Origin of the sequence: Nostoc sp. FACHB-133, assembly GCF_014698055.1 — a bacterium.
Classification (GTDB): domain Bacteria; phylum Cyanobacteriota; class Cyanobacteriia; order Cyanobacteriales; family Nostocaceae; genus Nostoc.
This window is the reverse complement of sequence record NZ_JACJSH010000104.1, coordinates 1-14,222: the sequence shown is the minus strand read 5'-3', so window position 1 is coordinate 14,222 and position 14,222 is coordinate 1. Positions and strand designations below refer to the sequence as shown.

The 14,222-nt window shown below is 40.9% G+C and carries 7 protein-coding genes and 1 pseudogene; 1 reads left to right on the top strand and 7 read right to left on the bottom strand.

Translation table 11 applies throughout. The features are described 5' to 3' along the window. Nucleotides 1-299: 299 nt before the first annotated feature. From H6G86_RS36140 to H6G86_RS36120, 5 genes and pseudogenes are all read right to left on the bottom strand, one after another. Nucleotides 300-3,626 (bottom strand): tubulin-like doman-containing protein, encoded by a 3,327-nt coding sequence (locus H6G86_RS36140; RefSeq protein ID WP_199338555.1) that lies wholly within the window; start codon nucleotides 3,624-3,626, stop codon nucleotides 300-302. A 95-nt stretch (nucleotides 3,627-3,721) separates the two neighbouring features. Continuing rightward, a complete protein-coding gene (locus H6G86_RS36135) occupies nucleotides 3,722-4,618 on the bottom strand; it encodes a VWA domain-containing protein (RefSeq protein WP_190938401.1) in 897 nt (298 codons plus the stop codon). A 20-nt stretch (nucleotides 4,619-4,638) separates the two neighbouring features. Beyond that, nucleotides 4,639-5,886, bottom strand: a complete 1,248-nt coding sequence (locus tag H6G86_RS36130) for a PstS family phosphate ABC transporter substrate-binding protein (protein WP_190938400.1) — start codon at nucleotides 5,884-5,886, stop codon at nucleotides 4,639-4,641. Nucleotides 5,887-6,083: 197 nt separating this feature from the next. Continuing rightward, nucleotides 6,084-6,284 (bottom strand): annotated as a pseudogene (locus H6G86_RS36125) (ISKra4 family transposase); the annotation flags it as partial. Between the two features lie 179 nt (nucleotides 6,285-6,463). Further along, nucleotides 6,464-6,892 carry a hypothetical protein gene (locus H6G86_RS36120; protein ID WP_190938399.1) on the bottom strand — a complete coding sequence of 143 codons (429 nt, stop codon included), beginning with the start codon at nucleotides 6,890-6,892 and terminating at the stop codon, nucleotides 6,464-6,466. A 277-nt stretch (nucleotides 6,893-7,169) separates the two neighbouring features. Here H6G86_RS36120 and H6G86_RS36115 point away from each other — a divergent pair, with 277 nt between their 5' ends. Continuing rightward, the gene (locus H6G86_RS36115; protein ID WP_190938398.1) at nucleotides 7,170-11,228 is read left to right on the top strand and encodes a beta strand repeat-containing protein; all 4,059 of its coding nucleotides are present in this window, start codon (nucleotides 7,170-7,172) and stop codon (nucleotides 11,226-11,228) included. Nucleotides 11,229-11,421: 193 nt separating this feature from the next. On the opposite strand, the gene H6G86_RS36110 is transcribed toward H6G86_RS36115, so the two are convergent. Beyond that, a complete protein-coding gene (locus tag H6G86_RS36110) occupies nucleotides 11,422-13,149 on the bottom strand; it encodes a ShlB/FhaC/HecB family hemolysin secretion/activation protein (protein ID WP_190938397.1) in 1,728 nt (575 codons plus the stop codon). 263 nt (nucleotides 13,150-13,412) lie between these two features. Next, nucleotides 13,413-13,574, bottom strand: coding sequence for a hypothetical protein (locus H6G86_RS36105; RefSeq protein WP_190938396.1), 162 nt, complete (start codon nucleotides 13,572-13,574; stop codon nucleotides 13,413-13,415). Nucleotides 13,575-14,222 lie beyond the last annotated feature (648 nt).

Sequence of the window (14,222 nt, the reverse complement as noted above, 5' to 3'; positions counted from 1 at the left end):
TCAGTGACATCGAATCATACCTCAAGCGATCGCTTTTTAGATCCTAAATAACTCTTGATGGAGCCAACTTATTTGTTAAGCAATATTTCGCCAGCAGTATCAAAAGTTGCCAAGAACCATCTTTTCCTTTAAGTGACAAACTTGTCCAACTTCTTCTTCCAAACCCTGTCCAAAATCTTCTTAAAGTCACATTTTCTTCCAAAAGCTGTCCAAAATCTTCTTAAAGTCACAGGAAATGCCAGTAGTACCAAAGGACAAAGCTGTTCATTTGGTAGTGGATTCAAGCTCGCCCTGCTAAATCAATTAGGTTTAACTAATCGAGTTCCGCAGTTGTAGCAAAATTTAGACCGAGCCGGGTTTTGCTCACCACACTCGGTACAAAAAACATTTGCACCTGCCACAAAAGGAGGCTCAACAGGGGAAATATTTGATATGTGAGGCTCCTCAATGAGATCAACTAGCGGCTTCTCAGGATAAATTACAAGCTGAATAACTGGGGGTTTGCTTTTGTTATCTAGTTGCAGGTTCTCAGAAGTGATTAAATCTTTAATAATTGTGGCTTCGCGTTTGTAATCTGGGCTATCGCTACCCCCAATTTTTTCTAGCTCTGCTTCTCGCTGCTTCAAATAGTTTATGAACTGGTCGTACAAGCCTAGTTTGTCTTGGGCTTGGTCAGCATCGGCTAGTTTTGCCGACACTTGATGCCCAATTGCTTCTTTGTCAGGGCGACACGCCAGCACCTCTAATACTTGCACCGCTTCTTCCCAACTAGAAGCAATTTCTACATTCTCTGAGCCGATTACAGTTTCGCGGGTGTAGCGAATCACCTTTTCTTCGGTGTTGCGATTTTCTTCTAGCCGCAAAACACCTAATGCTCTAGCTTGCACTACTAGTTTAAAAACTTCGGGGTTGTCGGGAAACACATCCCAGAAAGGAGGTTCTTTTTGAATATGCACGGGAACAGGAAGGTCTTTGGTTTCACCTCTGAGTTGCGATCGCTTGGCTTCAATAGATTGTCCTTTCCAGTCTTGATAAGATTGCCGCAACTCTCTAATACCATCTATACAGCGCAGGGAAAAACCGCCCTTTTCTTGGACAAAGACAATTCGATGCTGTTCTTGTTGTCCCAGAGGGGTGATAGAATCGGCATTTCCCACTCTTTCTTGTAAATAAGGTATCAGTTTAATAGCAGTTGGATCGCTGCTGTTGCGACCTCCCACTATAGCAACTTTGGTATTTAAGGCAGGAGTAAACCCGGCATCTGCACTTGAGAGAACTGCCTGGGATAGTAAGATTAGGGGTTGGGATTTTTGATAAGCGATGCGGATGTTGCTGCGAATTGCCTCTGGATCGTTTTGTAAGCTTTTGAAAAGGCGATCGCAGGCTGCTAAATCTTGCTTTAATCGGCTCTCTTGAGGAGATTTTTTGACGACTAACTGGGTTTTGACGGCAACTATTTCTTGAAAGTCGTCATAATTCACCTCTTGTAGTTGGGTAATATCGAATAACTGCATTACTTCTTTCGCGGTGCGAGTCTGTTTCCACAGAGGACTGGCATCTTGCAAAATATCTTCCGACATCGTGGTGCAAATTTGGTTCAGCCCGATTTCATAGCGGCTTTTGCTACCTTGAGTGGCTCCTGCTAACTGCTCAATCAAGTCTTGATAAAGCAAATTAAGTTCTTCGCGGTTATATAGTTTAAACCCATTAATTTTCAAAGCATCAGCACTATCTGCTTCTTTATCAGCTTTTTGTTTAAAGTTATCGCGTAGTTGCCGTAACTTTTGATTAAACCGCGCTAACCGCTGCTCCATGCGATCCAGATGCTCTAAAATTCGCTCAATCACCTGTAGAGACAAAGTGCGACTTTTGTGTTGAATGATTGCAATAAAGCTACTTTCTAAACCTGTAAGCGCTTCCTCACAATACTTTTCCATTTGGGCTTGTTTAGTTAGACCAAACAAGTTTTTAAATTGGTTAATATCTTGCAGTGCAGCTTCATACTGCTGCTGCCGATTAATTTCGTTAGGTTGCCAGACTTTTTCTGATTCACGGCGGAACTTTTCTGAAGCATTGGCAAATAGCTGACGGACGTTAGTAATAAAAGCATCAGCAAATTTGGGGCCCAGATTGCGATCGCGCATAATCTTGTAAAACTCTGCCTCAATCGCTTGTCTGCCTTGTTGGATAATGCGATCGCGGTTATCATACATTTTTTGGAGAAAGTCACCATGTGTTCGTTCATCGGCGCTTAATTCTCGCAAGTGATTGGCACGATATTCATCAACTTTGGGGATGAGATAATCATCCAAGAATCTCAGAATTTTGCCTCGCTCTGTACCAATCATATTGACACCTTGATGGGTACATTGCAATTTATTATCGCTAGCGATTTCATTACGGATACTATTAATCCAACCAGATACTTCTGAGATATAAGATTTACCTGCTGCCGAAGAGAGGTCTGCAATCAATTCGGTTTCTGTGAGTCGCATTCCCTTGAGAATATCTTTTTGGATTAAATCCAAAACATTAGGTGGGAGTGACACCGACTCATTCAGCCACCAATTTACTAAATCCATACTCAACCGATTGGATAGCGAATTGTGAATCTGAGCGATAGGAATTTCAATTGTGGAAAGACCAAAGCTCATGAAGTTTTTGGGATAGCCTCTACCACCTGGATCGGCCTGCGCCCAAGCTCCTTTAATGTTGTCTCGAATAGAGCGTTTGTGTGGAGCAAAATCAGAGGTAAGATCCAAAAAAACGTTTTGAGCAATCATTTCTCGAATTTGATCAAGATTAAACTCACTTTCGCCATTCTTGGTGCCAACTAAATAGGTAAAGTCAAAGGGAGGTAATTTATTGCGAACCTCATCCACTAAACCAGCGCTAAATTGAGATATATACTCAGTTCTGTAGTCAGAAAAGTAACTCAATTCCATCAGAGCAGCGTAGCCATTAGCGAGAACGCGATCGCCTACATTAATGCTGGCAAAAGCATTAGGCATTGGGACAATTGCTGTAATTAAAGGACTTCCCTGACCTTTAAGCCAGTTACGTAAGCAGTAGCCGATGTCAATTAACATACCACTGCCAGTTCCACCAGAAATTGAGCCAACGACGAAAACATTTAACCCACCACTACTAATTCTGATGTCGTACTTCTCTAACATCAAACTTTCGTGACCTTTGACGCGATCGCACGCTTCAAAAAACCGTTGTCTAATCTTGTGATAGTTATAAAAAAAGGCAAAGCGACCACAGGCACGAATTTGACCTGCACCAGCTTCCAATGCTCCAATATTGCGCTCTAATTCTCTCGGAAACCAAGACTCAATCCAAGGATACTTTTCCATATTGGACATAATGTCGTTGACTTCTCTACCACTGACACTTGCCCAATGTTTTTCATGATCCTTTAATGGCGATCCTGCTACCTCTGGATTACTAACTTTATAATCTTTATCTGTGTCAATACTAAAAAAACTAATAATGGGAAAATTCTTCAAACTGCCATAGGCTTCTTCTACTAATCTTCTGATCCGTGACAAGACTTCTACACCTGTACCACCCACACCCACCAACACGGTGGGAACCATACTTTTTTCTTCAACTGCTGCCATAATCTTCTCCTTTTAATTTTTAAAGTTCAAAATATTAAGGGTTATTTTTATTTGATTATTTGTTAGCTATTAATTCTCAAGTCCTGTCTTTTATTTCAACAAGTTGAGAAAAAAGGTAAGCTAGATAACTGCCAAAGAATTAGGGGGATAACAATAGTCCAAAATAAAGCATTACCTAATGCTAACTGGCCACTCAAGTTCATTGGCAAGTTAATTAACCCTTGAAGAACCCATTTGTCTAAAGGCAGGATAATTAGCCACATGAAAGCAATCCAGGTACAACCTCGCCAGAAATAAACCCATTTAAGATTGCTGTTGAAGCTAGCAAAAAATATATCTTTAAAAAAGATTAGAAGATTATTCGATTCACCGGATATATAAATTCCGTTGGTGGTGTAAGTAGCTGACTGGATTTGGGGAGCATCTGCTCCTACTACCACAGCATTGATTTTGACTTTCTGAGCTACTGCCTGAATCAAAACTGATGGTATCACATCAGCCACTCCATCAGTGACGAGCAATAATTCATGGCAACGATCCTGAATATTGCTGAGAGCTTTTGTACCTTGGTCAATGGCTTGGCTGAGATTTGTTCCAGTACCAATCTGAGACGACAGATTAGGGTTTGCTAAGGCTGAATTCAACTCATTTTCTAACTTTTGTCTATCTGATGCAAAAGAATTATTTAAGGGGATGACTTGATCGCCAAACCCAAAAATTTGGATATTATTGGGAACCTTCAATTGCTGGGAGTTTTGTTCAATATACGATCGCACCGCCGCTACTTCTTGAGCCATGACAGTATTCGGTGCGTTGAATGACTGACCTTGGTAGGTGCTGCTGCTCAGATCCAGAGCGATCGCCACTGCTACACTAGGTCTACCCAAGGTTAAAACTGAACACAAAATAGTCGCAACTAAACAAACTCCAAACACGATTAACGGAATCTGAAACAAAGGATATAGCCACAAACTGCGACGAAATCTGCTCATCTGGGATTTTAAGGAGTTATTTATTTCAGTGGCGGGCGAATCGGCACTAGACCAGCTTGGTCTACAAGTTTTTGACCGTCATCACTTAAAAGTAAGTTGACATAAGCTACACCAGCTTCTTCATCTAAGGTGCGATCGCGTTTGATCACAACAAAAAGCCGCCTAGTTAGCGGGTAGATATCTTTAGCAAAATCAGTTTTATTCACTAGCTTTTCGATACAAGGAGACACAAAAGCTTGAGTAGCCTCTTTCGCTATTGGCAAAGGCTCAATTAAACTTTGATTGCAGACTTCTGAAGCAGTAGCATAACCAATCCCACCAGGAGTTTGAGCTACCTTTCGGATAGCTGTTGTAGTGTCTATCAGATAAGGTTTTACAGATGGGGCAAATGCTTCCTTCGCCAACACTTTTTCTTGAAAGTATTCAGGAGTACCGCCATCATTAGGGTCACGGCTCAAAGGCTTAATTTCAATAGCGGGGCCACCCACTTGGCTCCAGTTCGTGATTCTGCCAGTGTATATATCTTTAATCTGAGATACCGTTAAACCAGGGATAGCCAAATCACGATGGACGTAAAAAGCAATTCCATCAATGGCAACAGGTTGCTGTTCCAAAGTGAAATTGCGTTTTTTTGCGTTGTCAAACTCTTCGTTCTTCACAGGCCGCGAAGATTGGGAAAAACTGAGTTGACCTTCTATCAGCATTTTTATCCCGCTACCAGACCCAGCCTTAGTTCCTGGTGGTGGCTGGGTGTAGGTTAACTCAAATCCCGGATGAGCTTGCACAATCAGCGCTACTATTGCCGGAGTCCTTAGTGGTGCAAAGCTTGTAGAACCGCCGTATCTAATGATTCCCTTGGGAACGTTAGGCACTTCAGCTAAAGTGCGGTAAAGATTAACAAGATGAGGAGCAGAGACTAGAGCGGTAGGAGTTAGAGTAACGGAAGAGGTAGGAATAGAAGGAATTACTTTTTTCTTAGGAGGAAGTGCCAAACAAATACCGTTGATTTTTTGCTGATCTGTTGGACAAGGTTTCGGTATAAATATGAAAGCAACAACAAAGGCAGTTAAAACAACACCACCAGTTATAGCAGCAGGTTTAACCCATTTGGGCAGCTGACGGCTATTGTCCATTCCCTCCTTTGGCAAACCACATATCACACAGGATGAACCGTGATTTTCCTTGAGTTCATGCTTGCCAATAAGATATTGCTCTGAGTAGGTTTTATCATTTTTGGGTTCACCATCACATTTCCAACTTATTGCCACGCTTGCCAGCCCTCTTGATTGACTCTTTGTTACTTTGGCGATTTATTTTCTAGATTCTGACTGAAAAGATAAAGCCAGCCGCTAGATAAGTATTAAAACAAAATTAATTACACAAAATTTAGGAATGAACCCCTTATCCAGACTTAAAACTCGTGTGTAAATAATTCTGTGCGATTACTTAAATAGAATTAAATAAATTCTTGCGTCGGCGATTCAAAGTTTTGGCGATCTACCAATCGTTGTTGACTACTACGGGAAACTTGCACACCTGTGAAATACTCAATATCTGATGCTGCATCTTCATAGCTAACATTGGCACTCATGCGTAGACAGCAAATTTCCAGATCCGGGCTCAGTTGATTCCTGGAAAGGACTTCCAACTGCTGCGCTTGCTTGTTATAGTGTTTATTATCATTATAAGAGTCTAGTTGAGAACAAAGACCGAGTGTTTTTTTCAGCGAAAAGTTTTATCTCTAAGGCTTTTGGGCATTTTCTTACGTCGAACTCAGGTTAGTTCAGGTAAATTCCAGCAATGGTAAGTTGCCAATTATGACTCAGATATTTACAGAGAAACATTCTACTCTAGATAAATTGCGATCGCGCTACCGTTATCAAATTCTCCCATACATCCTATTGCATCCGATTTGAAACCGCATTGCATAGATACATCCAATTGGTCACTTACTCTATTACCTCTTTGCCAAGCAATTTGACTGACGTAGAAATCTTCACCATCTCCTAGATTAGCAAGTTGGCTAGGAGTAAGCATAAGGATTAAACAATAGCGTGTAGAGCAGAGTTTGAGGTTAGCGCTAGCATCGCTGAAAGCCCCTATAACTGTATAGTCACAGCCATATTTTTCGCCTTCAACTGCAATGGTACAAGTTGATGGATAAAAGGTTTGGTGATATTTAAAATTGTTAGCTGGTTTTGCTAATGTAGGACTAGCATTTAGGCTTAATAGACCAACGGAGGTAATTAGGGATACAACCATTCTTTTCAACATTATTCTGACCCTTGTAAAAATCATTGTTATGGGTGATACAATCTTAGTAAAAATTCATACAGTAGTTTTACTGTTCCAATGAGTTAGACAATATCCCATATATTCATGCGATACATCCACCTTTTCTGCTTGTTTGTATGCAGTTTTCATACCTGGAGAATGCACAAATGCGATCGCCTGATTGCAGAAAAGTGCATAATTAATGAATATTCGCTTATTTATTATCCAAAGGTGCAGTTTTATTAGATACTCAAAGAATCTATATGAAAGCGCACCTATGACTAAACAATACGGATTACACAAGTGTTTGCAGTTCGGATTGGCAGGGTTGCTAGGCTGGTTAATTGTCAGTATCTTTACTGCTAAAGCCCAGGCACAGCAAAGTAATATCGTACCTGATAACACACTTGGGGCTGAGTCCTCTCAAGTTATAGGCAACTTTCTGGGACTACCTATAGAAGTAATTACAGGTGGTGCAACTCGCCAAATCAATCTTTTTCACAGCTTTCAAGAATTTAATATCAGCGAGGGACGTGGGGCTTATTTTTTCAGTCCTAGCGCAGATATTCAGAATATTTTGGCACGGGTGACAGGTGGAAATCGCTCTGAGATTTTGGGTACACTGGGTACTTTTGGCAACTCGCAGCCGAATTTATTTCTGATAAATCCCAATGGAATTATTTTTGGGGAAAAAGCCAGTTTAAATGTGCAGGGTTCGTTTGTTGCCACAACTGCGAATGGGGTGCAGTTTGGCAATGCAGGAAATTTTAGTGCGACGAATCCGCAAGTGCCAGCTTTGTTGACGGTGAATCCAAGTGCATTGTTTTTTAATCAGATTAATCAAAATGCAGCGATTACTAATCAATCGCAAGCACCCGCAGGAGTTGATCTTGTCGGCAGAGATGTTACGGGTTTACGAGTTCCAGATAGTAAGAGTCTGCTATTAGTTGGTGGTAATGTCAACTTAGATGGGGGTGGGCTGACAGCTAATGGTGGCAGAGTTGAGTTAGCTGGTTTAACTGCACCGGGAAATGTTGGATTAAATGTCGCAGCTAATGCATTAACTTTAAGTGTTCCTAATGATTTACAGCTAGCTGATATATCTTTCTCGAATCAAGCGTTTGTAAGTGTTATTGGTGCAGAAGGAGGAGATATTGCTATTAATGTGCGTAATTTCGAGATATCTAATTCGTTTCTATTTGCAGGAATTGATACAGGATTGGGTGATGGTAGTACTAAAGGTGGAGATATTAATATTAACGCTGATTCAATCTCTTTGTTAAATAATGCTCAAATAGCTAATTCGACTGATGGGAAAGGAGATGCGGGTAATGTTTTCATCACAGCCCGTGACGCAATTTCTCTAGACAGTGCATCTATTGGTAGCAATGTTGGGAGTATTGATGCTGTAGGTAACGCAGGAAAGATTGACATTACCACTGGTTCTTTGTCGGTAATGAATGGCGCTCAAATTAATTCTTTTACTCGCGGACGTGGCAATGCCGGAAATATCACAATTCAAGCTAGGGATACAGTGACGTTTGATGGTGTTGGAAGTAATGGATTTGTCAGTGCCTCTAGTAGTAGTGTAATATCTGGTGCAGTGGGTAATGGTGGGAATATCAATGTGACTGCTGGTTCACTATTTTTGACAAATGGTGGAGTGCTAGCAGTTGTTGTTAATGGAGCATATGGAACACTTGAAGGTGGTCAAGGTAGAGGTGGTAACGTCAATATTAATGTGCGTGATGCCTTAACAGTATCTGGTGCCAAGACTGGAATCTTTGGGATTTTAGATGCTGGTGCTATTGGACGTGCTGGGGATATTAACGTTGAAGCTGCAAATGTTTTCTTTAGAAATGGTGGGGGAATAGTTACCAGTACTTTTGGTAGAGGAGATTCAGGTAATATTTTCATCACAGCCCATGATGCCATTTCTCTAGATAGTACATTTATTGCCAGCAATGTTGAGAGTATTGATGCTGTAGGTAACGCAGGAAAAATTAACATTACCACTGGTTCTTTGTCACTAACTAATGGCGCTCAAATTAATTCTTCTACTCGTGGACGCGGCAATGCCGGGAATATCACAATTCAAGCTAGGGATACAGTGACTTTTGATGGTGTTGGAAGTGATGCTTCTGCCAGTGGTTCTTTTAGTAGAGTAGAAGCTGGTGCAGTAGGTAATGGTGGGAATATCAATGTAACTGCTGGTTTATTATCTTTGACAAATGGTGGACAACTAGGAGTTCTTGTTAATGAAGCATCTGGAACACTTGAAGGTGGTCAAGGTAGAGGTGGTAATGTCAATATTAATGTGCGTGATGCCTTAACAATATCCAGTGCAGAATCCAGTGCATATAGTGGAATCTTTGGTACTTTGAGTGCTGGTGCTATTGGACGTGCTGGGGATATTAAGGTTGAAGCGGAAAATGTTTTTGTAAAAGATGGTGGGACAATAATTTCCAGCACTTTAGGTAGAGGAGATGCGGGCAATATTTCCATCACAGCTCGTGATGCCATTTCTCTTGACCAACGAGGTATTTACAGCAATGTCGAGAGTATTGATGCTGTAGGTAATGCAGGAGATATCGACATTACCACTGGTTCTTTGTTCGTAACGAATGACGCTCAAATTAATTCTTTTACTCGTGGACGCGGTAGTGCTGGAGATATCACAATTCAAGCAAAGGATGCAGTAACTTTTGATGGTGTTGGAAGTAATGGATTTGGCACTGGTTCTTTTAGTAGTGTAGACGCTGGTGCAGTAGGTAATGGTGGGAATATCAATGTAACTGCTGGTTCATTATCTTTGACAAATGGTGGACAACTAGGAGTTAGTGTCAATGAAGCATCTGGAACACTTAAAGGTGGTCAAGGTAGAGGTGGTAATATCAATATTAGTGTGCGTGATGCCCTAACAATATCTGGTGCAGGTACTGGAATCTCTGGGTTTTTGGGTGCTGGTGCTATTGGACGTGCTGGGGATATTAAGGTTGAAGCGGAAAATGTTTTCTTTAGAAATGGTGGGGGAATAGTTACCAGTACTTTTGGTAGAGGAGATTCAGGTAGTATTTTCATCACAGCCCATGATGCCATTTCTCTAGACAGTGCATCTATTGGTAGCAATGTCCAGAGTATTAATGCTGTAGGTAACGCAGGAAAGATTGACATTACCACTGGTTCTTTGTCCGTAACGAATGACGGTCAAATTAATTCTTTTACTCGTGGACGCGGTAATGCTGGAAATATCACAATTCAGGCTAAGGATGCAGTGACGTTTGATGGTGTTGGAAGTAATGGATTTGGCACTGGTTCTTTTAGTAGTGTAGACGCTGGTGCAGTAGGTAATGGTGGGAATATCAATGTAACTGCTGGTTCATTATCTTTGACAAATGGTGGACAACTAGGAGTTAGTGTCAATGAAGCATCTGGAACACTTAAAGGTGGTCAAGGTAGAGGTGGTAATATCAATATTAGTGTGCGTGATGCCTTGACAATATCTGGTGCATATAGTGGAATCTTTGGTACTTTGGGTGCTGGTGCTATTGGACGTGCTGGGGATATTAACGTTGAAGCTGCAAATGTTTTCATAGGAAATGGTGGAATTATTAGCAGTAACAGTGATGGAAAAGGTACAGCAGGCGATATTAATATTATTAGTGATGTTGCCCGCCTTAATAACGGTCAAATTACTGCTAAAACAGCCTCTACTGATGGTGGCAACATCAATTTCAATCTTTCCCAATACTTACTCCTACGCAATGGTAGCCAAATCTCTACCACCGCAGGTACAGCGCAAGCAGGTGGCGATGGTGGTAACATCAATATTGATTCCAGATTTATCGTTGCCGTCCCCGAAGAAAACAGCGACATCGCAGCCAACGCCTTCACAGGAACAGGTGGCAACGTCAAAATTAACTCGCAAGGTGTTTTTGGTATTGAGTCGCGAGCAAAGCCAACCGAGAAAAGTGATATTACAGCCAGTTCGGAACTTGGCGTTTCAGGTGTAATCAACATTAACGCACCCGATACTAGTTCCATCCTAAACAGCTTCACCGAATTATCCCCAGCCATCGACACCAATGCACTAATCGCCAATAGTTGCATTTCACGCGGCACAAAGCGACAAGAAAACTCTTTTACTATTACAGGTTCTGGTGCTTTGACCACTAATCGTCCTGGTGTTTTGGTTTCTAACTATACAACTGGTGAGGTTAGAGGTGTAGAAACTACATCCCGTCCTTGGAAAAAAGGCGATCCGATTATAGAACCGACTGGTCTATATCGGCTGAATAATGGGCAGTTGCTATTGAGTCGAGAATGTTCTAATTAATATTATGTAGAAATCTGACTTGATTTATAAAAAATCTAAGTATCTGTAAAGTGGGATGTCACTGAAACTGGATTTAGCTCCCCTTAATCCTCTCCTCGCTCTTCGGGAGGAGAGAAAGCGTAGCTTTGGCGGGGTGGGGTTCTTTGTGTCAACATCACAGATGTGGTTCAAATATATGCAAACTGCTGTAATATTAAAAGGGCTGATAGCGCACTGAAAAACTAAAGCCATTATCTTGCAGTGAATTACTGCGATCGCTTGTGCCCATAAATGGTATACCATAGTCTGCACGCAATACCAAACCGTTTAAAGGTTGCCAGTTCAAGCCTAAACCCAAGCTAGCAATGGTTTGTGGATCGGCATTAATACCGCGATTGTTCCAAGCTGTGCCAATATCAAAAAAGGGTATTAGCTGTAATGTTTCCACATTCGATGCTAGGGGAATACGAACTTCCACACCTCCAACTACCCCATTGTCAGCAACAATTTGATTTTGACTATAGCCGCGTACTGTATCTACTCCACCAATACTGATTTTTTCGAGCGAAAGTAAGGAATCAGGAGTAAGTTGAGTGTTAACTTTAGCCAGCATCAAAATGCGGGGAGATAGCCGTTGCACCCATTGAAATTGTCCTAACCAGGAGAAAAAACGCCCATCAGTACCACTATCGTTGATGGTTGGATCAAAAGCATCGATGCCAAAACTAAATTGCGATCGCGCTGCTAAGACACTGTTAGCATTACGTTGTAACCAATCTTGCGAAAAGCGAATTACCGTAACTCTTGATTTTCCATCTTCGGGGCCTTCAGTAAAGGAGAAGGGAATATCATTGAGTATGTAGGTTTGACTGCGCCGTAAATCAAATGCCAACGAGAGAGCAAATTCGTTGTTTGGCGTGTGGGTTAGCGGTTGACGGATATTAAAAGAAAGGGTTTCGGCTTCGCTGCGGATATTTAAATCACGAAATTCGCTTTCAATAATCCGGCTAGCACTGTTACTATAGCGGACACCAATAGTTCCATCTAGGGCGTTAAAGGGAATAGAATAATTGATATTGTAAATATCTAACCCTTCACTACCAGCATATTCAGCACTGAATTTATCTCCAAACCCTAATACATTATCGTGAGCAATAAAAACACTCCCTTGTTCTGAACCAACGCTAGGTGATTGATTATTTGCAAAGTTCACCCCAGTATGGAATGGTGGCGATTCGGTAATTGTCACCTGTAAAATATTGCTACCTGGAGTGCTACCTGCGGTTAACTCGGCATTGACTCGTTCAATTACGGGGTCAAGTTGTAATAATTGCAGCGCTTCTTCGAGACGTTTTTGGTTTAAAGGCTTACCTGCCAGCCGTGCAATCCGGGAACGCACGTATGCAGTTTGCAATCTTTCTAACCCTAAGATAGAAATTCCTTCAAGTTCGCCTTCCACAACTTGGATTTGCACAACACCGCTAGCGATATCTTGATTGTTGGGAATAAATGCACCACTGCTGATATAGCCATTATCAACATAGAGTTTGGTGATTTGCGATCGCAGTTGCAATAACTGCTCAAATGTGATGTTTGTATTTTCTAAGGGTTGTTTTAACTTGATGATTTCATCTTTTAAAACAGAGTATCCGGTAACTTGAATTTCTCTGACAAAGAAACTTTCACCGCTAGGAAAAGTTATGTTGGGTAGATTTTGCTGTTGTGGTGATAGAAGTATGGGGTTATTTGGTGCAGATGGTGTGGGAGCAATAGTTGGTGATGGTGATGGTTGAGGAATAGTTTTTTCCACTTTCCCTGGTGTACCAAGGGGAATTATCACCCCAGATGGGGGTGTAGATTGAGCAAATACAGCAAGTGGATTGATGCTGATGCAGGTAAATAGTACCAAAAAAAGCTGTTGAAAGCGGAATAAAAAAACCATTTTTTATCTAGATTTATAAAGGTTATCATTTATAATTAGTAAGACTTTTAGATGCATTTACAATTAGTAATATACCTTCGTTTATTCACGACTACTAACTTAGTAATCGGATGAATAATGAGATATTTAAAAACTATTATCGCTTCATTAAAATATCATAGTACTTTGCGTGATGATTACACCTTTATGCAATCACCAAAATCCAATGTTGCTATGATAGTATTTATAATTTATTCATTGATATAGCAATCCTAAATGATTTATCAACTTCCTTCCTTTTTCTCTTGGCGCTCTTGGCGGCTTGGTGAACCACCGCTGTAAGCGGGTTTCCCAGCGTAGGCGACTGGTTTTCCCGTTGGGCGATATGCCTCCGACACACTATGCGAACGATAACCTTTACAACTCAAATAGGATTGCCATAACACAAAAAATGCATTAAAAAATATGCAATAGCGCAAACTCTGACTTATCAGTTTGCTAATCACCAGACAACTTGAAACACAGATAATTTACGCTATCTATATTTAATAAAGTATGTTCAATTTAAATTCCCGTCACAAATGGTTACTGACCGTAGCCGAAGTAACATAATTACGAACTTGTACCCTTCGATTTCGCTCAGGGTAAACTGAGCGAAGTCGAAGTATTACGAATTATTTTAACGGGACGATATAGTTTCCACATTTACAGCCGAGCATTGTCGAAGATTATCGCAAGTATACGCTATTACTGAACCGTCAGGCTCAACAGAAAACAAAAAATTATCAGCAGCATAATTAGGGTGTCTTTTGGAAGTTCCAGCATAGACAGGGTTATTTCCCACTAAAATTAATCCTTCAGAGGAAGACTTGAGACTAATTTCCTAGTCTATAGCCTGGCTTTTATTTATTGAAGAGTCAAAATATCTAGTTCTCATGGCTCCATAATATCCTTCCATCACCAAGACGCTTTCGTAAACAACTCCATCAATGCTAAGTAAGCCGTGGGAAAAATTTATAAGTATGTAACAAAAAATTAAGCAGAAGAATTGGAGTTAAATCTTATACGCTGTGTACTATATTTTCCCTTCTCTG